The organism is Paenibacillus terrae (assembly GCF_000943545.1).
Lineage (GTDB): Bacteria > Bacillota > Bacilli > Paenibacillales > Paenibacillaceae > Paenibacillus > Paenibacillus terrae_A.
The window spans coordinates 16479-38257 of sequence record NZ_JTHP01000006.1 but is presented as its reverse complement, the minus strand read 5'-3'; the positions used below and the strand labels follow the sequence as shown (position 1 = coordinate 38257).

At 49.1% G+C, this 21779-nt stretch carries 19 protein-coding genes; 18 read left to right on the top strand and 1 reads right to left on the bottom strand.

What is annotated here, in order from left to right:
- Positions 1 to 18: 18 nt before the first annotated feature.
- From QD47_RS05085 to QD47_RS05075, 3 genes are all read left to right on the top strand, one after another.
- Positions 19 to 1203, top strand: a complete 1185-nt coding sequence (locus tag QD47_RS05085; protein WP_044645093.1) for an exonuclease SbcCD subunit D — start codon at positions 19 to 21, stop codon at positions 1201 to 1203.
- Positions 1200 to 4598: an AAA family ATPase gene (locus QD47_RS05080; RefSeq protein WP_044645092.1), complete on the top strand. Its 3399-nt coding sequence runs from the start codon at positions 1200 to 1202 to the stop codon at positions 4596 to 4598. Before QD47_RS05085 ends, QD47_RS05080 begins: the two co-directional genes overlap by 4 nt.
- A gap of 264 nt (positions 4599 to 4862) precedes the next feature.
- Entirely contained in the window at positions 4863 to 5255 is a 393-nt protein-coding gene (locus tag QD47_RS05075; RefSeq protein WP_044645091.1) for a hypothetical protein, read from the top strand.
- A 214-nt stretch (positions 5256 to 5469) separates the two neighbouring features.
- Here the strand turns inward: QD47_RS05075 and QD47_RS05070 are convergent, their stop codons facing one another.
- On the bottom strand, positions 5470 to 6417 hold the full coding sequence (locus tag QD47_RS05070; protein ID WP_044645090.1) for a DMT family transporter: 948 nt from the start codon (positions 6415 to 6417) through the stop codon (positions 5470 to 5472).
- 217 nt (positions 6418 to 6634) lie between these two features.
- Between QD47_RS05070 and QD47_RS05065 the strand changes: the two genes are divergently transcribed.
- The 15 genes from QD47_RS05065 (at position 6635) to era (ending at position 21658) form a co-directional block, all read left to right on the top strand.
- A complete protein-coding gene (locus QD47_RS05065) occupies positions 6635 to 7984 on the top strand; it encodes an aminotransferase-like domain-containing protein (protein ID WP_044645089.1) in 1350 nt (449 codons plus the stop codon).
- Positions 7985 to 8145: 161 nt separating this feature from the next.
- Positions 8146 to 8505 carry a histidine triad nucleotide-binding protein gene (locus QD47_RS05060; protein ID WP_014282498.1) on the top strand — a complete coding sequence of 120 codons (360 nt, stop codon included), beginning with the start codon at positions 8146 to 8148 and terminating at the stop codon, positions 8503 to 8505.
- A gap of 169 nt (positions 8506 to 8674) precedes the next feature.
- Complete coding sequence (gene rpsU, locus QD47_RS05055) at positions 8675 to 8848, top strand: 30S ribosomal protein S21 (protein ID WP_005547957.1); 174 nt, start codon at positions 8675 to 8677, stop codon at positions 8846 to 8848.
- A 16-nt stretch (positions 8849 to 8864) separates the two neighbouring features.
- Positions 8865 to 9308, top strand: a complete 444-nt coding sequence (locus QD47_RS05050; RefSeq protein WP_044645088.1) for a GatB/YqeY domain-containing protein — start codon at positions 8865 to 8867, stop codon at positions 9306 to 9308.
- 279 nt (positions 9309 to 9587) lie between these two features.
- Entirely contained in the window at positions 9588 to 10955 is a 1368-nt protein-coding gene (locus QD47_RS05045) for an NfeD family protein (protein WP_044645087.1), read from the top strand.
- A 45-nt stretch (positions 10956 to 11000) separates the two neighbouring features.
- The gene (floA, locus tag QD47_RS05040; RefSeq protein ID WP_149093283.1) at positions 11001 to 12002 is read left to right on the top strand and encodes a flotillin-like protein FloA; all 1002 of its coding nucleotides are present in this window, start codon (positions 11001 to 11003) and stop codon (positions 12000 to 12002) included.
- Positions 12003 to 12046: 44 nt separating this feature from the next.
- Positions 12047 to 12637 carry a hypothetical protein gene (locus QD47_RS05035; RefSeq protein ID WP_044645085.1) on the top strand — a complete coding sequence of 197 codons (591 nt, stop codon included), beginning with the start codon at positions 12047 to 12049 and terminating at the stop codon, positions 12635 to 12637.
- A 452-nt stretch (positions 12638 to 13089) separates the two neighbouring features.
- Positions 13090 to 14499, top strand: a complete 1410-nt coding sequence (locus QD47_RS05030) for an amino acid permease (protein WP_044645084.1) — start codon at positions 13090 to 13092, stop codon at positions 14497 to 14499.
- A gap of 446 nt (positions 14500 to 14945) precedes the next feature.
- Positions 14946 to 15239, top strand: coding sequence for a sporulation protein YqfC (gene yqfC / locus QD47_RS05025; RefSeq protein WP_025683268.1), 294 nt, complete (start codon positions 14946 to 14948; stop codon positions 15237 to 15239).
- Positions 15236 to 16429, top strand: coding sequence for a sporulation protein YqfD (gene yqfD / locus QD47_RS05020; RefSeq protein ID WP_044645083.1), 1194 nt, complete (start codon positions 15236 to 15238; stop codon positions 16427 to 16429). The genes yqfC and yqfD overlap by 4 nt, the downstream gene beginning before the upstream one ends.
- Positions 16430 to 16435: 6 nt before the next feature.
- On the top strand, positions 16436 to 17407 hold the full coding sequence (locus QD47_RS05015) for a PhoH family protein (RefSeq protein ID WP_014282491.1): 972 nt from the start codon (positions 16436 to 16438) through the stop codon (positions 17405 to 17407).
- 115 nt (positions 17408 to 17522) lie between these two features.
- Positions 17523 to 19769 (top strand): HD family phosphohydrolase, encoded by a 2247-nt coding sequence (locus QD47_RS05010; protein WP_044645082.1) that lies wholly within the window; start codon positions 17523 to 17525, stop codon positions 19767 to 19769.
- Between the two features lie 53 nt (positions 19770 to 19822).
- On the top strand, positions 19823 to 20320 hold the full coding sequence (ybeY, locus tag QD47_RS05005) for an rRNA maturation RNase YbeY (protein ID WP_044645081.1): 498 nt from the start codon (positions 19823 to 19825) through the stop codon (positions 20318 to 20320).
- Positions 20320 to 20694: a diacylglycerol kinase family protein gene (locus QD47_RS05000; protein WP_044645080.1), complete on the top strand. Its 375-nt coding sequence runs from the start codon at positions 20320 to 20322 to the stop codon at positions 20692 to 20694. Before ybeY ends, QD47_RS05000 begins: the two co-directional genes overlap by 1 nt.
- A 61-nt stretch (positions 20695 to 20755) precedes the next feature.
- Positions 20756 to 21658: a GTPase Era gene (era, locus tag QD47_RS04995; RefSeq protein ID WP_044645079.1), complete on the top strand. Its 903-nt coding sequence runs from the start codon at positions 20756 to 20758 to the stop codon at positions 21656 to 21658.
- The last annotated feature ends 121 nt before the right edge of the window (positions 21659 to 21779 follow it).

Below are 21779 nucleotides of genomic sequence, written 5' to 3'. Positions count from 1 at the left end.
GGAGAGAGGAGGAACAGCATGCGGATTTTGCATACGGGAGATTGGCATTTGGGGAGAACGCTGGAAGGGCGCAGCCGTTTGAAGGAGCAGGAGGCGTTCCTGGAAGAATTGGCGAAAGTGGCTGACGATCAGCAGGCAGATCTGATAATGATGGCTGGAGACGTGTACGACTCGGTCAATCCTCCAGCCGCCGCCGAGCAGCTATTTTATGAAACGTCTGCCCGTTTAACGGCTGGAGGAAGACCGCTGGTCGTTATTGCGGGGAATCATGATCAGCCGGAACGGGTATCCTCGGTTACGCCGCTGGTGAGTCAGCGCGGAATTACGTTGCTGGGGCTGCCCAGAGGGGAAGCGGTGCGGATTCATACACCGCGTACAGGAGAAATGGCATGTATCGCAGCCTTGCCTTATCCTTCGGAGTCCCGCCTGAATGAGCTGTTGTCCGAGGACGGAGACGAAACGGTGTTGCGAGAGGCTTACAGCCGTCGTGTGGGAATGCTGATGGCACAGCTCGGTACGGCGTTTCGGCCTGACACCGTTAATCTGTCCATGAGCCACATTTATGTGCTTGGCGGGCTGGAGTCCGATTCGGAGCGTCCGATTCAGGTCGGGGGAGCCTATACAGTAGACCCGTCTGCGTTGAGCATCGGGGCGCAATATACGGCTTTGGGGCATTTGCACCGTCCCCAATATGTGAAGGGTGACGGGCTGATGCGCTATAGCGGATCTCCGCTGGCTTATAGCTTTTCCGAAGCAGGGCAGGCCAAATCAGTCACGCTCATTGACGTGGTCGCAGGCAAGCCCGCACAGGTCGAGGAGCTGTATATTACGAGTGGACGGCCTTTAGTGAAATGGCGCGCACGGGGAGGTCTGGAAGAGGTGTATCGCTGGCTGGACGAAGGGCTGGATGCGGACGCTTTTATTGACCTGGAAATTACGCTGGATGAAGCGATGTCTCTGGGAGATATTCAGCGGCTGCGTAAAAGCCGTGAAGGCATCATTCACATCCGCCCGATGTATCCTGAAATGGCGGCGGCACAGCTGGAACATCAGCGCTCAGAGCTGCCGGTTCACGAGCTGTTTCGGGCTTTTTATCAACGGCAAACGGGCGGCGCACAGCCGGATGACGGATTGGTGCAGCTATTTTTGGAGTTGGTGGAACAGGATGATGCAAGGGACCAAGCCGAGGAGGATGATGTATGAAACCGATTCTTCTGAAATTGGCGGGGTTGCAAAGCTATCGGGAGTCGCAGGAAATCCATTTTGATGAGCTGACCGAAACCGGGCTATTTGGAATCTTTGGCCCGACAGGCAGCGGGAAATCGACGTTGCTGGACGCGATTACGCTGGCTATGTACGGCAAGGTGGAGCGGGCGGTAAATGGGACACAGGGCATTATGAATCATGCCGAGGATACGCTGTCCGTGGCGTTTACGTTCGAGCTGATGTCAGCCCAAGGACCTCGTCGTTATCGTGTGGAGCGCCGATTCAAACGGGCTGGAGGCGTATCGGTGAATAATACGCTTAGTCGATTTATTGCGTTCACAGAGGACGGCGAGGAAGTCCTTGCTGACAAGGTGCAGGACGTGACGCGTTGTGTGGAGGAGTATATCGGCCTGAAAATGGACGACTTTACACGTGCTGTTGTATTGCCACAGGGGAAGTTTGCCGAATTTTTATCTTTAAAGGGCAGTGAACGGAGACAGATGCTGCAGCGTTTGTTTCATTTGGAAAAGTACGGAGACCAGCTCGCACAGAAGCTGAGCCGCCGTGTGAAGGACAATGACGCTGCACTAAAAGCGTTGGAAGCGGAGCAGCAGGGGTTGGGCGATGCGGGTGCCGAAGCGCTTGAACAGGCAGAGCAGCGTCTCAAAGAGGCTTTTGCCCATGCAGAGGCCTCTCGCCACGAGCTGGAACGGGTGTCGCGCGAGACGGAAGCGCTGAACAAAATCCGTGAGCTGGTCATGGAGCGCAGCCTCCGGGCGAACGAGCTGGAACAACTGGCGGCATGGGAGCCGAACATTGCTTCGCTGGAGCGTAAGCTCCGTCAGGCCTCCGCAGCGGAGGCTTTGCTGCCTGCGCTGACGGATTGGAAGGAAGCTGCTGCCGAAGCGGATAAGCGCCGGAAGGCGGCGGAAGCAGCAGCGGTGCAGGCAACATCGGCGCAGGAGGCTGCGGTTGTGTCTGTGCAAGCAGACGAGCAGGCCCGGCAAGCTCTGGGTGCAGAGGAACCGAAGCTGTTGCTCCGAATCGACCAGCTGGAGCAGGCGCTGCAATTGGAGCGTGATACGGAAGCGTTGCGGACAGAACGGGACCGTCTGGCGGTAGAGCTTGCACAGAGTGAGCAAACCCTTGCTACATATGCCGAAGGACTCGCTAAGGAACAAGAGCTACAGGCGCGAGGATCAAAGCGGCAGCAGGAGCTTCAACAGGAATTGAAGCAAAATGAAGTGCGTGCAGATGAACGGCGAATGCTTCAAGAGGCTGTGCAACGGCTGCAACAACTGGAGACGGCGGATGAGCAGCTACGCGAAGCAGAGCAGGATTGTGTCACACAGGAAAAAAGGCTTGCCCAGGCTGACGAACGCCTGAAGCTGACGGAGCAGGAGACACTTGAGACTGAGGGACGTCGTTCCGCCCTTGCCGCACAGGCTGCTGAGGGCATCGAGACGCTGCTCACGCTGGAGGCAGAGGTCACCGCCGATGTGTCCGCGCTGGCTGCCGAGGAGGAGCGGCTTCGCCATAAGCTGCGCGCCGAGGAGCTGGGCCGGCTTGCGCAGCACCTCGCAACCGAGCTGCGCGAGGGCGAGCCGTGCGCGGTGTGCGGCTCGCTGCACCACCCCGCGCCCGCCGCCACCGCGGCCCGCGGCGCGGATGCCGCCGCGCCGGACGAGCTGCACCGCCTGCGGCTAGGCTTGCAGGAGCTGCGCCTTACGCTGCGTCAGCAGCTGCACGAGCAGCGCAGCCTGCTGGCGCAGCCCGCCGCTGCAGACGCCAGCGGCGCGGCCGCCACGGACGAGCCGACCGCGCCCACCGCAGCGCCAGCCGCGCCGCGCGGTGTAGCCGCCTGGGCGGAGCGCTGCGCGGCGCTGGAGCAGGCTGCCGCCGAGCTGGCCGCCCGTGCGCGTGCGCTGCCTGCAGAGGCGCACGCGTTACGCGAGGCGGACGCCGCCGGACAGCAGCGGCGTATTCGCGCAGCCGCCGAGCAAGAGGCGGCTGTCGCAGCGCTGACGCAGGCGCGGAGCAAGCGCGAGGCATGCACCACGCGCAGCGGGGCATTGCGCGCCGAATGGGCGGCGCAGCTGCCGGACGTGGCGCCGGGCGAAGCCGCGGAGCGTTATCGCGCCATGCAGGAGCGCGATACGCGTGCGGAAGAGCTGCGGTCCCGGCTGGAGACGAGCGTGACCTTCCTCGAAGAGAAGGCGGTGCGTGTTCAGCAGATCCAGCAGAGCATCATCGAGGAAGACAAGATCATTATTGCCCGGCGTACCGGACTCCAGAATAAAGATGACTCGCTGCGCGAAAAAATGGTCCAGCTTCGCAAGTGGGTTGGAGAAGACCCTGCGGCTTCCTTGCTGGAAGAAGCGAACTCGCGCCTTCAAGGGCTGAGAAACGGAGCCGAAGCCGCCGCACGCCGCCGCGCTGAAGCGGAGGAACGCAAGCAGCAAGCCGTTCATGCTTCGCTGATTGCCCGGCAGGCATCCGATTCGGCAGAAGAAAGACGGCAGGTATCGGAGTCCCGCTGGAGTAATCGTTTGGAAGCCTCCCCTTTTGCTACGGAAGCAGAGGTCGTGGAATGCTGTCTCGGTCCGGAGGAAGCCGCACGTTATGAACGTGAAGTGAGTCTGCACCGGGAACGTGAAAAGGAGCTGTCCTCCCGTTTAAAACATGTGGAAGAACAGCTAGATGGAGCAACAGTGACCGAGGAACAGTGGGCAACGGCCGCCACGCAATTGCGTGATTGCCGTGCACGCGACGAAGAGGCACTCCAGAATCGTGCCAAGGCTGAGCGTGATTTGGAGGATTTGCAGCATCGGCATGTCCGCTGGATGGAGCTGGAGTCCAATCGCGCACATTTGCGCAGCGAGGCAGAAAAGATGTCCAAGCTCCAGTCCGTTTTCCGGGGCAACGCCTTCGTCGAATACATTGCAGAGGAGCAGCTAATGCAGGTCAGTCAGTCGGCTTCACGCCGTTTACGTTTTCTGACCAAGCAGCGTTATGCGCTAGAGGTAGACTCCAGCGGTGGCTTTGTTATTAGTGACGATGCCAACGGCGGGGTCAAGCGTCCAGTATCGACCTTATCCGGCGGTGAAACGTTCCTGACCTCCTTGTCGCTCGCACTCGCGCTGTCGGCCCAGATTCAATTGCGTGGCCAATACCCGCTGCAATTTTTCTTTCTGGATGAAGGCTTTGGAACGCTGGACCCTGAACTGCTGGACACGGTGATCACCTCGCTGGAAAAGCTGCATCACGATCAACTGTCAGTCGGCGTGATCAGCCATGTGCCCGAGCTGCGGGCCCGTCTGCCGCGCAAGCTGGTCGTTCTTCCCGCAGAGCAGGCTGGAGGCGGCTCCCGCGTGGTTATGGAAACATTTTGAAGCGACGTGATACAGATCACAGATACAGTTTCAAAGTATTGTTATAATACAGCTAAGCCGACAAGTTAATCATACAGTACCCCGGCGGACGTATGCTGCGGAAGGAAACTTCCCGTCATACGTCCGTTCAGAGGGGCTCTACCAAGAGCCTCCGGGGTGCTTCTTTTTTTGTTTGCAAGCCGGAATTCGCCCAATTTGATGTAGCACATAGCCCATTTTTGAATAACATACGGTATACATGCAAGAGCCTAGGAGGAAACAACCATGGAAAAAAGCATGACCAACGAAAAAGGGACTGCACCAGAAAAAATGGATGCTAAAACGCTATGTCAACAGCATATGCACCGCTACGTATGCGTATGGGTGAAGGATGGAACGATGTATGATGGAATTGTGGAGCATGTGGATGATGAAAAATTATATTTGGCAGTTCCCGTGGGTGAAGCAGAGAACGTAAATCTCCCTTATCCGCCTAACAACTGCGGCTGCGGTTCCCGTGCTTATGGCGGCTTTGCATCCTACCCGCCATATCCGTACCCAGCCCCGGTACCCGGCATAGGCTACGGATATGGTTTCCCATATGGACGTCGGCGCTTTAACCGTCTGATCCTGCCGCTTGCTGCGCTGACCGCAATCAGCCTGCTCCCTTATTATTAAACCCCTGTCTTTTTAATCGCCATAGTGTGGTCATCATGACATACTTAAGGCTGCTTCTTCCGCCAAGAAGAAACAGCCTCTTTTTTTACCTGAGGATTTTGCAAAATCCTGACCTATGGCTTTCCATATCTAATCTCAGCATGCCACCTACCTCATAACATGCCCTCAGCTATCTCGACAATCATTCTTTTCCAGCTCACTTCTCTATGAGCGATTACGTCTTAAGCGTGTCTGCACGAAGCGGTACTGTCTTTTTCCGGCCTAAATAATTGGTTCCGATCACCCCGGCTATGATCAGTAACGAGCCAATCAGATGGTACACTGTTATTTCTTCGCCAATAAACAAAGCCCCGGCTGCGATAGACACGATGGTCGACAGATTGGTAAATACGCTCATTTTCGACGCCTCTATTTTGGACAAAGCATAATTTGCAGTCAGAGAAGTGATAAGCGAGGCCACCACGCCAAGGTATATAATGGACAGTACGAAAGTGCCGTTGCCGGACAATGCGACAAACTGGCTCAGCGTTCCACCTTGAATATGTTTCGTGAGCGATACGACCAAAAATGTAATAAACCCGATGCCCATCATAAAATAACTGATTTCCGCCGGACTAAAATGCTTCGACAGAGAGCGTGCCAAAACGCTGTATCCGGCAAAAGCTACACACGTCAGGAAGAGCATGGAGAGCCCGCCCAAATTGGACAAGTTAAAGCTGCTCCCTTTCATGATAAAGATGAACACAACGCCGAACACAGATAAAAAGATCGACAGCTTCTGTAAAAGGGTCGTTGTTTCTTTTAAAAATAGTGAAGCAATGATCATCGTTACAACGGGTGTGAAGGCATACATAATACCTCCCTCGGCGGAGGTTGCGTGTTGTAATCCAAATGCTTGTAGTGTGAAAAATCCCAGCGGGTACATCAAAGCCAGCAGCAGCGCTTTAAATATGGGTTTGCCCCGATAAGATAACTTGATCCACCCCAAGGCCACCGGAATCGACAGAACTATAAAAGAAGCCGCAAACCGATAAGTCAGCGTATCGATGGGATGGGCATGCACCAGTGCCATTTTAGTAAATAAAAACGAAAATCCAATAATTGCAGCATTCAGCACCGCAAAGAAATAAGCCAGTTTTAATCCTTTTGTTTGGGTGTCCATAAGTTGCCTACCTCTCTTTCATGCTTCGGGACCATGTTTGCGAACGTCCTCTCCGATGAACTAAAGGTACAACAATGGACGAGCCTGTGGGATATCAAATTATCATAACTGTATCGGTACAATTTTATAAAATGGGGCATCCTTGTTATCCATAAAGCATGTTAATATCAACCGTATAAAGAAGTAGGAAGTGAAATAAACAGGCAGGAGGATCATTGTGAAAAAATATATTTCGATTCTATCGGATATAGAGCTTAAAATCCGCGAGGGGCAATACATCTCGGGTCAGAAGCTGCCTTCTATCCGAGATGCTTCAGAGTTGTACGGGTGCAGCAAAAGCACGATTTTGCGGGCATACGCCGAACTTGAAAAAAAACACGTCATCTATTCCATTCCGCAGAGCGGATATTATGTGGTGGAGAACTCCGGAGATTTGCGTCATAGCCGTAGCCATATTCAGGCCTCGATTGATTTCGCTTCGGCCTCCCCGGATTTAAACGTATTTCCGTATCTGGACTTTCAGCACTGTCTGAATCAGGCCATTGATACGTACAAATATCATCTGTTTACCTACGGAGATTCGCAAGGACTGGAGACATTGCGTCATACGCTCGTTTCTCACTTGGCCGATAATCAGGTATTTGCAAAAATGGAGCGGATTATCGTCACTTCTGGTGTTCAGCAGGCGTTGGAAATCCTTGCAAAAATGCCGTTTCCAAACGGCAAAAAGACGGTTTTGGTGGAGCAGCCGAGCTACGATATTTATTTGCGTTTACTGGAGGGAGAGAGTATACCCGTCAGCACCATCGCCAGAACAGCGGCAGGTATGGATTTGCAGGAATTGGAGAACCAATTTAAGAACGGGACCATCAAGTTTTTTTATACCATGTCAAGATATCATAATCCACTGGGGACCTCCTACAACACAGAGGAACGCAAGGCTATAGCCGCATTAGCTGCCAAATACGATGTGTTCATCGTGGAGGATGATTACATGGCTGATTTGGGGATCGACCACCTGTTTGATCCTATATATGCGTACGATCAGACAGACCATGTTATTTATTTAAAAAGCTTCTCGAAAATCATTTTCCCAGGCTTGCGCTTAGGCGTGGTGGTTTTGCCGGAAATCCTGTTAAAGACGTTCAGCGCATACAAAAGATACGTCGACACCTCCATTTTATCTCAAGCCGCACTCGATATTTATATTAAAAATGGAATGTATGAACGCCACAAGCACACGATATGCAGCCTGTATGCGGAACGCATTCGCATTTTAAACCAGGCAGTAGAGCGATATAATCAGGACGGAGTGATTGAAGTGTCGGCTGTAAGCTCGGGAGTGTATATGCAGTTGAAGCTACCCCGGACGGTGAACATGGAGCGTTTGGTACAGCGTCTTGCCGCGAGGAAGGTGCTTGTGGTATCCGGTAAAGGATTTTACTTATCCGATTATAAGGAACACGAAAAGTTTTTACGCATCAGTATTTCGCGTGCTCAGCCGGATCAAATAGATGAAGGGGTAAAAGCTATTATAGAAGAAGCGGGAAGAGGGAACTGGTATTAAGCCCCTTTTTCCGTTATGATACATATAGAAACATAGGTATAACAAACCATAACTGTATATGTTTAATTCGGTTGTGGGAAATACATAACTTTGAATGCCGAGAGCATGGGTTCTGCACTTTCGAACCTGATGGTCGGCTCACTGCCAAAGGAGGGTTTTGAATGGACGATTTGTTTTTGAAAATTGTGGATGGAACGATCCCCAGCAAAAAAGTGCTGGAAACCGACAATGTGCTTGCATTTCATGACATCCAGCCTGCGGCGCCAGTACACGTGCTCATTATTCCGAAGAAATATATTCCTTCAATGAATGCTGTGACGGAAGAGGATCTTCCTCTGATTGCGGAGATTCATCGTGTTGCGGTTGAGGTGGCGAAAAAACTGGGTATCGCTGAATCCGGTTATCGGTTGATTAACAACTGCGGTCCGGATAGCGGGCAAGCGGTGGGACATTTGCATTATCATCTGTTGGGCGGTGCCCCATTGGGTGCCTTGACGGGTATTTCGGACTCACATTCTTAAAAATGACAGTGCTTGTCTTTCAGTAATACGGCGTGAATGGAGAAATATGTATCCTTTATTTATTCATTTTTTCTTATAGGTTGACACCCGGTTTCCGTTTCACCTATAATAAAATTTGATGAACCGTGTTATTGCTCTTGGACGGTCTGGTCGGAGGGAGGGAAAACTGGTGTCTGAAACTAAAGTTCGCAAAAACGAGACAATTGATGCTGCACTTCGTCGCTTTAAACGTTCCATTGCTAAGGATGGCGTATTGGCTGAGGTGAAGAAACGCAAGCATTATGAAAAGCCAAGCGTAAAGCGCAAGAAAAAGTCCGAGGCTGCTCGTAAGAGAAAGTTCTAGGAGGATCTAAGCAATCATGAATTTGAGCGAACGATTGAACGAAGATATGAAGCAAGCAATGAAGAGTAAGGACAAGTTCAAACTCTCCACCATTCGAATGGTTCGTTCTACGATTAAAAATCTTGAAATAGATTTGAAACGGGATTTGGACGACAACGAAGTGCTTGATATTCTGAGTCGTGAGATCAAACAGCGAAAAGATGCCCTCCATGAATTTGAAAAAGCCGGTCGTGATGAACTTGCGACAAGCGCTAAAGCAGAAATAGAGATCATCGCTCAGTACCTTCCCGAACAACTTTCTGAAGAAGAAATTAAAGTTATTGTACAGCAGACCATCCAGGAAACCGGTGCTTCTTCGAAAGCCGAGATGGGGAAAGTAATGACGGCCTTGATGCCTAAGGTAAAAGGCCGCGCTGACGGTAAGCTCGTGAACCAAGCGGTTCAGCAATTTCTGCAATAAACCTGCGACAAACAGGAAAGCGCAACACCCTCTGTTTACAGAGGGTGTTATTTCTGTATCTGCCTTCTTTGTCATAGGCTGTTAGTATAAGGAGAACTTTTTTTGTAAGCGTTATCTATAATCATTTGAAACGTGATGTCCATCGGGTGCGTAAAGTACATGACAGCCATCAGGATAGCAGCATACTCAAGAATTTCACAATAAATCCTGAAAATTGTATGGTTTACCTGACAAAATTTGATATGCTATAACATAGAAAGATCGAAAGGGGGGAGAGTAATGCATAGAGAACATCACCACTCCAGCCGCAAAATGATCTTTTGGAGCATGTGGATCATGATATCTGTTTTGCTGTTGCCATTATTTCACTCGGGATCAGCGGCGGCCGCTGTGAAAGGCGGTGCTGTGTTCGTTATACCGGTGGATCAGGAAATTGAACAGGGACTGGGCAGCTTTATGGAACGCGGCTTTGCAGAAGCGGCGGAGTCCAAAGCGGGCCTCATTGTGCTGGATGTTAATACGCCAGGCGGACGTGTAGATACGGCGGAAAAGCTGGGCAAGCTGATTAAGGACAGTACGATTCCGACGGTTGCCTATGTAAGAGGCGAAGCGGCCTCTGCGGGGAGCTATATTGCGTTAAGCGCAAACAAAATTGTTATGAAGCCGGGCAGCATCATTGGAGCAGCAGCACTGGTGGACGGCAAAGGGCAAGCTATCACTGACCCAAAAACGGTGGCTTGGTGGAAGAGCAGCATGGCATCTGCTGCAGAATCCGGCGGACGTAACCCGGATATTGCGAGAGGTATGGTAGACTCCAAAATTGCTGTAGCTATACCGGAGCTGAACTTTAATAAAGAAAAAGGACAGATCATTTCTTTAACCAGCGAGGAAGCGCTTAAACTGGGCTATGCGGATCACATCGCATCTTCAGAACAAGAAGTTATCCAGTGGATGGGCTATAGCACGGATGATGTATTTCACGTGGAGCGAACATGGGCTGAAAAAGCAGCCGAGATATTGACCAACCCGATTGTACAGACATTGCTTTTATTTATCGGTATCGCAGGTGTTGTCATTGAACTACTCGTACCGGGCTTTGGAGTGCCGGGAATTTTAGGTGTGCTCGGATTTGGTTTGTACTTTTTCGGCAATTATATTGCTGGCTTTGCAGGCTCCGAGACGTGGCTGTTGTTTATCATCGGTCTGGCTTTGCTTATACTTGAAATGTTCATTCCAAGCTTTGGCATTTTGGGTATTTTGGGTTCCATCAGTCTTGTCGCCGGAGTTGTTCGCGCGGCCTACAACATGCAGCATGCTTTTATATCATTGGGTATAGCCTTTGCTGCTGCCGTTGCTGTGGTGGCGATCATAGGGATTGCTTTCAAGGATCGGGGAATATGGAACCGTTTTATACTTAAAGAAAGCTTGACGGCTGACCAAGGCTTTTCTTCGGTAGTGAATCGGGAATTGCTATTGGGACAAAGAGGTGTGAGTCTGACACCGCTTCGTCCAGCAGGAACCGTGCTTATCGCTGACGAACGTGTGGACGTCGTGACGAACGGCGAGTTTATCGCTACGGATATGCCCATTATCGTATCCAAAGTAGAAGGTGGACGCATTGTGGTCAAGGCGGACACCAGCGCCTAAAACGCGAAAACAAACGAAGAATTAGATTAATGGAGGATGATGCGAGTGTTCGAATCGGGTATTGTCAGCGTTTTGCTGATTGCCGTTGTAGTGATTATTGTGTTAAGCGTATTTTTCAGTTTTTTCCCGGTGATGCTGTGGATTTCAGCGTTGGCGTCAGGGGTGCGGATTAGCATCATTACACTGGTAGCTATGCGGTTACGTCGTGTAACGCCAAGCCGGATTGTGAATCCGCTGATTAAGGCAACCAAGGCTGGTCTGGGCTTAAATATCAACCAACTGGAAAGTCATTTTCTGGCGGGTGGTAATGTAGACCGAGTGATCAATGCGCTGATTGCTGCGCAGCGGGCCAACATTCCGCTCGAATTTGAACGCGCAGCTGCGATTGACCTTGCGGGTCGGGATGTTCTGCAAGCGGTCCAGATGAGCGTTAATCCGCGTGTCATCGAGACACCTACTGTCGCTGCGGTAGCCAAGGATGGTATCGAAGTGAAGGTTAAGGCTCGTGTTACAGTGCGTGCCAACATTGATCGACTCGTCGGGGGTGCCGGAGAAGAAACAATTATTGCGCGGGTCGGTGAAGGTATTGTTACGACTGTCGGCTCCAGTAATTCGCATAAGGACGTGCTGGAGAACCCGGATTCCATTTCTAGAACGGTACTATCCAAAGGTTTGGATGCCGGGACGGCGTTTGAAATCTTGTCCATTGATATTGCGGACGTTGATGTAGGCAAAAACATTGGTGCCTTCCTGCAAACCGAGCAGGCGGAAGCCGATAAACGGATTGCGCAGGCAAAAGCGGAAGAACGCCGTGCAATGGCCGTGGCGCAGGAGCAGGAAATGAAGGCGCGTGTCGTAGAGATGAGAGCGCGTGTGGTTGAATCCGAATCCGAAGTGCCGCTGGCGATGGCTGAGGCGCTGCGTGGCGGAAAACTTGGCGTTATGGATTATATGAATTTGAAAAATATTGAGGCAGATACGCAAATGCGCGGCTCCTTGGGCAAACCAAATGAAAACTCGGGAAATGACAACAAAAACCGGGATTAACCAAAGGATATAGCCGATGAATTGCGGCAGCAAGGCGGTGAGTTATGAACTTTATCAGCTGGATTTTTGAGCATTTGTATATCCTGATTGTGATCGGCTTTGCGTTGGTGTCTTTTTTGGGCAAAAGCATGAAAAGCACAGAGAGAAAAGCGCCGCCGGGAAAGGGCATGCCTACGTTTGGTGGCGACCACGGCTCTCGCGGTCCTTCATCACCCTCCGGACCTTTCTCTACGGAACACAGACAGGAGCAACGTCAGCCGCAAAGGCAGGATACTGCCGGAGAATTGCAGCGTCAGTTTCCTGATGAACGACGTGTAGTTATGGAAGCTCGGCGTATGGAAGAACAAATGAATGATTGGACGGAAACGGAGCAACAGACGAATCGGGATTCCCTGGATAACGGTTCTACTCTGGAGGATCGAATCCGGGCCATGGAAGAAGAGCGTAGATCGGTTTTGGCACGTCTCGACCGCATATCCAATGCAAGGGAGTCAGGAGAGATTACAGATGCCTCAGAGGGGGCTTCGCAGGAGCGTAGTACAGTAACTGCGGCTGACCTGCGGAGAGGCGTGATCTGGGCAGAAATATTGGGTCCACCGCGTTCCAAGCGTTATATGGGTGGAGGAAGACGTTAAAAAGACATAAGTTAGTATCGTTTTATTTGAGCAGTTTGCATGAATGGTTTAGTCCGCCCCGGCTTTAGCTGGTGCGGACTATTTTTTTGCTAATACATAGGCTAGTTCAGAATAGAAATCAGTTTAGCGACAGATCCTCTTATGACCTGACATAAGATGTGATAAACCCTGTAGTATCAAGGTTTTCTTACGTCTTTTGTAAGCTAAAATTCTGTCATTCTGTCTACTTTAATGATGAATTTTTGAAAATATATGGAGGTAAAATGATCAAATGTAAGAATCTAAATTAAGGTTTCTGAAAACAGTTTTCATTTTCTTGTTTTTATATATAATGTTCTCAAAGATAAGTTTTTCTGAAAATTTACTCCAAATTTAGAGAAAATAAACGGAATTCAGAGATGAGGTGACCCAGGTATAAAAGTATATATTACATGTTTAGGAGGATGGGATGGATGAATAATAGCTTGTTTAGAAAAAAGAGCATTGATCAGTTGCTTGCTGCAACGCGGGGTGAAAAAGCACTTAAAAAAGAGCTTGGTGCCTTTGATTTAACCATGCTTGGCATTGGAGCTATTATCGGAACAGGGATTTTTGTGTTGACAGGCACGGGAGCGGTCACGGCTGGTCCGGGTCTAATTATTTCTTTTGTGGTTGCGGGGCTTGCCTGTTTATTCGCAGCAATGGCTTATGCAGAGTTTGCATCTACCGTTCCGGTATCCGGTTCTGTTTATACTTTTACATATGCAACGATGGGGGAGCTTCTGGCTTTTATTATCGGATGGGATTTGATTTTGGAATATATGCTTGCTGCCAGTGCAGTTTCCGCAGGCTGGTCGGGTTATTTTGTATCATTTTTGAATGGACTTGGTATCCATATCCCCCTTGAATTCACTGCGGCACCAGGCGCTTTAAAAGATCAAACCACCTATTTTAATCTTCCTGCTTTTTTGATTTTGATGGGGATTACCTCCTTGCTCTACTTTGGAATCAAAGAATCGAAACGTATGAACAATATCATGGTTATTGTAAAAATTGTTGTGATTTTATTATTTATTTTCGTTGCTTTTAAATATGTAAAGCCGGATAATTGGACACCTTTTATGCCATTTGGGCTCAGTGGAGTGTTTGGAGCCGCAGCGCTGGTATTCTTTGCTTTTATCGGATTTGATGCCGTTTCGTCTGCCGCAGAAGAAACCAAAAATCCGGCTCGGGATTTACCGCGCGGCATTATTTTTTCACTTATTATATGCACACTTTTGTATGTCATTGTCAGCGGGATTATGACAGGCATTGTGCCTTTTATGGACTTTGAAGGTATTTCTCATCCAGTGTCACTTGTCTTGCAGGTTGCAGGTCAGAACTGGGTTGCGGGCATTGTGGATGTGGGGGCCATTTTAGGGATGACTACAGTCATGCTGGTCATGCTCTATGGTCAAACCCGTATCATGTTTGCCATGTCACGTGATGGCTTGGTGCCAAAAGTATTGTCAAAGGTTCATCCTAAATACAAAACTCCTTATATTAACACGTTGTTTTTTGGTACATTATCTGCATTAATGGGTGGGTTGATTCCGCTGGATGAGTTAGCGAGTTTGGTGAATATCGGTACCCTCTCAGCATTTATTTTGATTTCAGTCGCTGTCATTGTGATGAGAAGAACACAGCCTGATCTGCCCAGAGCCTTCCGATGTCCGGGTGTTCCATATGTTCCGATTTTGGCTATTATTTCGTGTGGAGTGCTCATCCTGAACTTGCACAGCCAAACGTTTATCCGTTTTCTGATCTGGCTCGTTATAGGTCTGGCCGTTTATTTTCTATATTCCAGAAAAAACTCTCTTTTAAATCATGATTCCGAAAAATAACAGAATGCTCTATAAAATCTGGAAAAGACAATCTCGTTTCGATGCTTGAATCGGGGTTGTCTTTTTTAATTGTGCATTTTGCAAGTATCAAGGCTCTTGCTATGCAAAATAAGGGCTACGATGAATTGTTAGTTTCGTTTCATAAATATGGAGGCTGGATCATAAAGTGTACAGTACAGATATCTGTGGCGCTGCTGTAACGACGCCCATATCTAAGCGGCATCGGCAATTTATAAAAAAGCATCGCAGTTGCCATGAAAATGACTATGATCCACTGAATGACCATAACAGGAATGAAAATCAGTAGCATAGCTGCCATAAAAGCAATGATTAGCCGTTGGATGGTATGGACACGAGATGAAAAATCAGCAGCGTAGCTGCCATAAAAGCAATGATTAGCCGTTGGATAACGATTGTTTTTATGACAGGAAAGGAGATTCCCTCGTATGAGCCGGATGAGCCGCAAACTGCGAAAGTGGGCCAGTGAGACGCTGGAACTTCCGCAGGACATTCTATTTGACCTGCCGCGGTTAACTCTCATTGGCAGCCGCCAGCTTTATGTGGAGAATCACCGGGGCGTCGTGGACTTCACGCCAGATCGGCTTGTACTTGCGCTTGCGCAGGGCAGGTTGCGGGTGACAGGGCATGGGCTTGTCATTACGTCTATTGTGCCTGAGCAGGTAAGTGTGGAAGGACACATTACGGATATCCAATTGGAAGGAACGGAGGAAGGCTCATGAAACATCCTGCTTTAACAAAGCTGCGTGGCACGGTTACCCTTGCAGTCAAGGGCGAGAGCGTGGAAGCTTTCATTAATCTGCTCACTGAGCATCAAATACCTGTTTGGAACGTGCGGCCGATGGGTACAAGACATGCAGATATGAACCTTCTGCTGCCGCACGTCTTCCTGCTGCGCCCGCTTCTGAGAAGGACAGGCTGCAAAATGCATATTTTAAAGCGCCAAGGGATTCCCTTTATCGCTGCGCGGCTGGCCAAACGTAAATTTTTTCTGGTTGGACTGGCTGTATTCTGGGTAGGTCTGTTCCTGATGTCCTCGCTCATCTGGGACGTTGAAGTAAAGGGGAATGACAAGCTCACAACGGAAGCTGTACTCAAGGCTGCCCGTCAGGAGGGGCTGTATCCGTTTCAATGGAGCTTCCGTGTTTCCAGTCAGGACAAGCTTTCGCGTGCACTCATGCAGAAGCTCCCTGAGGCATCCTGGATCGGCGTAGATAAGCAGGGTACTTCGGTGACGATTCAGGTCGTTGAAGCCTCACACCCTGCCCCTGCGCCGCTCTACAGCCCACGCCATCTCATCAGCAATGCAGATGCGGTAGTCACTGAAATTTTTGCTGAGCAGGGTCGTCCTGTCGTGCATAAAAATACACGTGTCAAAAAAGGAGCCATACTTATCTCGGGAACGCTCGGGGATGAGGAAAATCAGCAGCTGGTCGTAGCCAAGGGGGAGATTAAGGGCCTCGTATGGCATGAGTACGAAATTAGCAGTCCCACAGTGCGACGCAGCAGCACATATACTGGAAACAGTCACGACCGCTTGTATCTGGTGTTGGGCAACCATGCGGTGCAGTTATGGGGATATGGAAAAATCCCTTATTCTGCGCATAAAACCACAGTTGAGCATGACCCGCTGACGTGGCGCTCCTTCCGTCTTCCCGTCGGTTGGATGACCGAAAGCGTAAGGGAGACAAAGATACATGAGGGTAAGCTTACGGAAGCAGAAGCCCAAAATAGGGGAATAGAAGGGGCACGAGCCGATATTTTAGCCAAATACGGCAAAGGAACGAAAATAATGAGCCAAAAAATTTTGCATGAGAAGAGAGAGAATGGTAAAGTTTATATGAAAGTGCTTTTTGAAGTGGAACAGAATATTGCGGAAGAACTTCCGCTAGTTCATAACCAAGGAGAATGAGGCTATTTGGCAGAACAACAACGCAGCATACAAATTGCATTGAACAATGCGGGAGAAGGACAGGCGCTGTTCGGCCCGCAGGATTCCTTTTTAAAATTGATTGAAGCGGCTGTTCCCGCAAAAATGGATTCCCGTGAGGCGGAAATCAATATTTTTGGTAACGCCCATGAGGTGGAAGTGCTCGAACAATTATTCGATGTACTACTTCAGTTAATTCGTAATGGATATATCCTGACCGAAAGAGACGTCCATTATGCGATTGAGTTGGCAAAAGATTTACGCGCCGATCAATTGCTTGATCTGTTCAAGGGAGAAATAACGACCACCTTCCGGGGCAAGCCGATCCGTGTCAAAACAATTGGACAAAAGCACTATGTAACCACAATAAAAAAACGCGATATCGTATTTGGCATTGGCCCGGCGGGTACGGGTAAAACGTATTTGGCCGTGGTGCTGGCCGTAGCTGCCCTGAAGGAAGGTTCGGTCAAGCGTATTGTATTAACCCGTCCTGCGGTGGAAGCAGGCGAGAATCTGGGCTTTTTGCCAGGGGATTTGCAGGAAAAGGTTGATCCTTATCTGCGCCCGTTGTATGATGCGTTGTACGATGTTATGGGACCGGAGCAGACAGCAAAGGCACTGGAGCGCGGGCTGATTGAAATCGCGCCGCTGGCCTATATGCGGGGACGTACGCTGGATGATTCGTTCATTATTTTGGATGAAGCGCAAAACACCACGCCGGAGCAAATGAAAATGTTTTTGACCCGACTGGGCTTTGGCTCCAAAATGGTCATCACCGGTGATGTTACGCAAATTGATTTGCCTCGTGGCAAAAAATCCGGTCTGATTGAAGCGAATGCGATTTTACAGGGAATTGAGGAAATAGGCTTCGTACATTTTGCACAAGAGGATGTTGTCCGTCATTCCCTGGTTCAGAAAATCATCGTGGCTTACGACCAGGTTGCCGAAAATCAGGGATAAGCCTTCATATCACGGATGTGAAGTTATCAGAAGTGAGGATTTTGCATAAATCCTGAAGTATGAAAATAAGCAGCGTAGCTGTCTTGAAAAAGATGATGGAGAGGGATTGTTTTAGATGACCTCGAAGGAATTGTCTAAGGGCAAAACATTCCAGCATAGAATGAGTGGATGGAAGTATAGCGTGGCAACACGCTATCTTCTGTTTTTATTTTTAGTGGTTCTTTTTTACGTAGGTTTAGCCTCAAAGCTGCTTCCCGAGCGCTATGACATTCGGGTAAACCAGCCAAGTGAAAAGGAAATTGTTGCTCCGATGCAACTTCCCAACAGCAAAGCGACATTAAAGGCTCAGGAAGAGTCTGCAGAACGGGTACAGCCAATGTATACGATTGTACCGATTCGCAACGATAACCTGATTACTGGTATTTTGGACCGAATTGAACGGCTTAATCAGGATGACCAGGTTTCCAGATCTGATAAAATCTCTATTTACAAAGACGAGATTCCTCAGCGTGCGCGAGAATTTGTGCAAAATTTTGTGAACAATAGCCGTAATGCCGATGCCTACCCGGAAAAGCTATTGGACGAAGTGCTGCAAAAAACAAAAGAGCAGACATACCGGATTCCAGAGGAAACCTTTATCAAAATTCCGCGTCTCACGTCTGAGGATATTGCAGAGATGCGGCCGGTTGCTCGTGAAATCGTGACCGGATTGATGAACGATCAGATTACGGATGCACAAACAGCCCGGGCCAAGGTGGCCGAGCGGGTCAGTACGAGTACGCTTACCAAGCGCACCTCCCGTGAAGTTGTTCAGGAGCTTGCAAGGCTTGTGATTACGGCCAACAAGTTTTATGATGATACAGCTACGAAGGATGCCAGGGTACAGGCTCGTGAAGATACACCAACAGTCTATATCAAACAGGGTGAAGTGCTCGTCAAGAAAGGCGAGATTATTACCCAGGAAATTTATACCTTACTGGATGAGAACGAACTGCTAAAGGACAAGATTAACTATTGGCCGCAATTTGGCCTGTTGATGTTGTCTGCAATGCTGGCCTTGGGCCTGTTTATGTATATTCGCCAGTTCCAATCACGAACACGCCGTTTTAAGTATAACAATGCGCAGTTGCTCATGCTGGTGTTAATTTTTGTGATCACGGTAGGCGCAATGATGTTAACCGCCATATTGCAGGACAGTGAACGGTCTTATCTCGGCTATCTGGCGCCTATCGCGCTTGGAGCCATGCTTGTAACGCTGTTACTCGATATGTCGCTGGCCTTCGTTTGTGCCATTATATTTAGTATATTGGCAAGTGTCATTTTGAATGTCAGACAAGGACAAATTTTTGATTTTAACTTCGGATTTTTTGCCCTTGTGGTTTGTCTTGCTTCGATTTTCTCGACGCATCGAGCCAGTCAGCGTTCAACGCTGTTCAAGGGGGCCATTATGGTATGTTTGTTCGGCGCTGTGTCGGTCTTCACTCTGGCGCTGATCGATCAGAGCAACTGGACTCAAACGACGACGCTCTATGCGGTAGCTTTTGCTTTTGCGGGAGGTTTGATAACAGCTATACTTGTTATTGGGTTAATGCCATTTTTTGAGTCTACCTTTGGCATTTTGTCAGCGCTGAAGCTGGTTGAGCTGTCTAACCCGAATCATCCGCTTCTGCGCAAGCTGCTTACAGAGACACCGGGTACGTATCACCACAGCGTAATGGTAGGTAATCTGTCAGAGGCAGCAGCGGAGGCTATAGGCGCTAACGGCTTGTTGTGCCGGGTCGGTTCGTATTATCATGACATCGGTAAAACAAAAAGGCCTTCGTACTTCATTGAAAATCAGAACGGTATGGATAATCCGCATGATACGATAGAGCCGAAGCTAAGTAAGTCCATCATTATTGCCCATGCCCGTGATGGTGTGGAAATGCAATTGGATTACAAGCTGCCCAAGCCGATTCGCGATATTGCCGAGCAGCATCACGGAACGACATTTCTGCACTATTTTTATCATAAGGCGCTGCGTGAGGCGGAAGAACAGGGCGTAGAGCCAGACTTTACCGAGGATGATTTTCGCTATCCTGGGCCAAAAGCCCAGTCTAAGGAGGCTGCTGTAGTCGGGATTGCTGATAGTGTGGAAGCAGCCGTCCGTTCCCTGCGGAAACCAACAGTGGAACAGGTGGAGTCGATGATTGAAAAAATTATTAAAAGTCGTCTGGATGATCACCAGTTCAACGATTGTGAGCTAACGATGCGGGAGCTTGATATTGTGGCTCAAACTCTTAAAGAAACCGTGATGGGAACTTTCCATTCCCGTATTGAATATCCCGAAGAAAGGCCAAAGCCTAAGAACGGGAAAGCATAGCATAATAGGCTTGTGCATGAAGTGCGGCATTAGAATTAAAAGGAGCGGTTGGCATGAGCCTTCAATTAGCTTGGAATAATGAACAAAACGATATGGTAATTAATGAATCCTTGATTGGTTTGCTGAACACTCTATTGGAGGAAGCAGGCAAGGTGGAAGGGGTGACGGACGGTGAGGTGGCCCTCACCTTCGTTAATGATAAGCAAATTCATGAATTAAACAGGGATTATCGGGGAATCGATCGTCCAACCGATGTGCTGTCATTTGCCATGAAGGAAACACTGGATGAAGAGCTTGAAATCATCTATGAGCCGGATGACGAAGGACCGCTGGATGATGTGCCGGATGTGCTGGGGGATATTATTATTTCCGTGCAGACAGCTCAGGCTCAAAGTGAGGAGTACGGTCATTCCATTGAGCGTGAAATCGGATTTTTGTTTGTTCACGGCTTCTTGCATTTGCTGGGCTATGATCATCAGGATGAAGCCAGTGAGGCTGAAATGATGGGCAAGCAAGAGGCGGTACTGGCTCAAGTGGGGTTGACACGGTAATGAGACGTCAGCCTTGGAGAATGACCTTTCGTTATGCCGCAGAAGGCGTGATGTATGCTCTGCGCACGCAATTAAATATGCGGATACATGTGGTCATGGCGTTTCTCGTCATCGCAGCAGGCTTAAGCCTGCGCATCTCCCGGCTCGACTGGTTATTCGTCTCTATGGCGATTGCCATGGTAATCGTAGCCGAGCTGATCAATACCGCTGTTGAAGCGGCGATAGATTTAATCTCGCCTGATATCCATCCGCTGGCCAAAGCGGCTAAAGACACCGCCGCCGGAGCTGTGCTCCTGGCAGCGGTTTTTGCTGTAATTATTGGTATATTTGTGTTTTACAGGCCGTTGTTGACCTTGATTAGTCAGCTTTTTTAATGGAAAAGACCTAACCCAAAAACCAAAAAAATAGGCGCTTAATAGTGCTGGAGGAAACGAAATGGCTAAGAAACACTTTAAATCAGGCTTTGTTGCGATTGTCGGCAGACCCAATGTAGGTAAATCAACTCTGATGAACCATGTCATCGGCCAGAAAATCGCCATCATGTCGGACAAGCCCCAAACCACACGTAACAAAATACATGGGGTATTCACTACAGAGGACACGCAAATTGTATTTTTGGACACACCGGGCATTCATAAGCGCCAGTCTAAACTGGGCGACTACATGAATCAGACGGCCTTTAATACGTTGGGCGAAGTTGAGGCTGTACTTTTTCTTATTGATGCCTCTGAAGGATTAGGCGGAGGCGACCGTTTTATTGCCGAGCAGCTAAAACAGGTAAAAACGCCAGTTATTCTGGTTTTAAATAAAATTGACCGTATTGAGCCGGAAGCACTGCTGCCCCTGATTGAGCAATACCGCAAGCTGTACGACTTTGCGGAAATCGTGCCGATCTCGGCTAAAATGGGCAACAATGTGAACCGTCTGCTGGAGCAGGTACAGAAATTCTTGCCTGAAGGTCCACAATATTACCCGGATGACCAAATTACCGACCATCCAGAGCAGTTCGTCATCGCCGAGCTGGTACGGGAAAAGATTTTGCATATGACGCGTGAGGAAGTACCACATTCGATTGCAGTCATGATTGAAGACATGAAGGTACAGGACAACGGCGTAGTGCATATTATGGCAGTCATCTTTGTAGAGCGGGATTCCCAGAAGGGAATTATTATCGGTAAGCAGGGAGCTATGCTCAAGGAAGTGGGCAAACAGGCACGCATAGATATCCAAAACCTGTTAGGTTCCAAAATTTTCCTGGAACTGTGGGTAAAGGTCAAAAAAGACTGGCGTAACCAGGATCGTGTACTGCGTGACCTCGGCTTCCACCGCGACGCTTAAAAAACATGTTAAATTCACACTTTAGTTCCCTAAGGGATCTTAAAATTGAGTTTTAATAAGTTTGAAACCAAATACGTTTAGTCTTTTAAGCACCAAAAAAGCCGTTCCGACTAACCTTACC

Bases quoted from the DNA above. Each gene is read 5' to 3' on its own strand.
- QD47_RS05085 (WP_044645093.1), top strand. From the start codon at position 19: ATGCGGATTTTGCATACGGGAGATTGGCATTTGGGGAGAACGCTGGAA.
- QD47_RS05080 (WP_044645092.1), top strand. From the start codon at position 1,200: ATGAAACCGATTCTTCTGAAATTGGCGGGGTTGCAAAGCTATCGGGAG.
- QD47_RS05075 (WP_044645091.1), top strand. From the start codon at position 4,863: ATGGAAAAAAGCATGACCAACGAAAAAGGGACTGCACCAGAAAAAATG.
- QD47_RS05070 (WP_044645090.1), bottom strand. From the start codon at position 6,417: ATGGACACCCAAACAAAAGGATTAAAACTGGCTTATTTCTTTGCGGTG.
- QD47_RS05060 (WP_014282498.1), top strand. From the start codon at position 8,146: ATGGACGATTTGTTTTTGAAAATTGTGGATGGAACGATCCCCAGCAAA.
- QD47_RS05050 (WP_044645088.1), top strand. From the start codon at position 8,865: ATGAATTTGAGCGAACGATTGAACGAAGATATGAAGCAAGCAATGAAG.
- QD47_RS05045 (WP_044645087.1), top strand. From the start codon at position 9,588: ATGCATAGAGAACATCACCACTCCAGCCGCAAAATGATCTTTTGGAGC.
- QD47_RS05035 (WP_044645085.1), top strand. From the start codon at position 12,047: ATGAACTTTATCAGCTGGATTTTTGAGCATTTGTATATCCTGATTGTG.
- QD47_RS05030 (WP_044645084.1), top strand. From the start codon at position 13,090: ATGAATAATAGCTTGTTTAGAAAAAAGAGCATTGATCAGTTGCTTGCT.
- yqfC (WP_025683268.1), top strand. From the start codon at position 14,946: ATGAGCCGGATGAGCCGCAAACTGCGAAAGTGGGCCAGTGAGACGCTG.
- yqfD (WP_044645083.1), top strand. From the start codon at position 15,236: ATGAAACATCCTGCTTTAACAAAGCTGCGTGGCACGGTTACCCTTGCA.
- QD47_RS05010 (WP_044645082.1), top strand. From the start codon at position 17,523: ATGACCTCGAAGGAATTGTCTAAGGGCAAAACATTCCAGCATAGAATG.
- ybeY (WP_044645081.1), top strand. From the start codon at position 19,823: ATGAGCCTTCAATTAGCTTGGAATAATGAACAAAACGATATGGTAATT.
- QD47_RS05000 (WP_044645080.1), top strand. From the start codon at position 20,320: ATGAGACGTCAGCCTTGGAGAATGACCTTTCGTTATGCCGCAGAAGGC.
- era (WP_044645079.1), top strand. From the start codon at position 20,756: ATGGCTAAGAAACACTTTAAATCAGGCTTTGTTGCGATTGTCGGCAGA.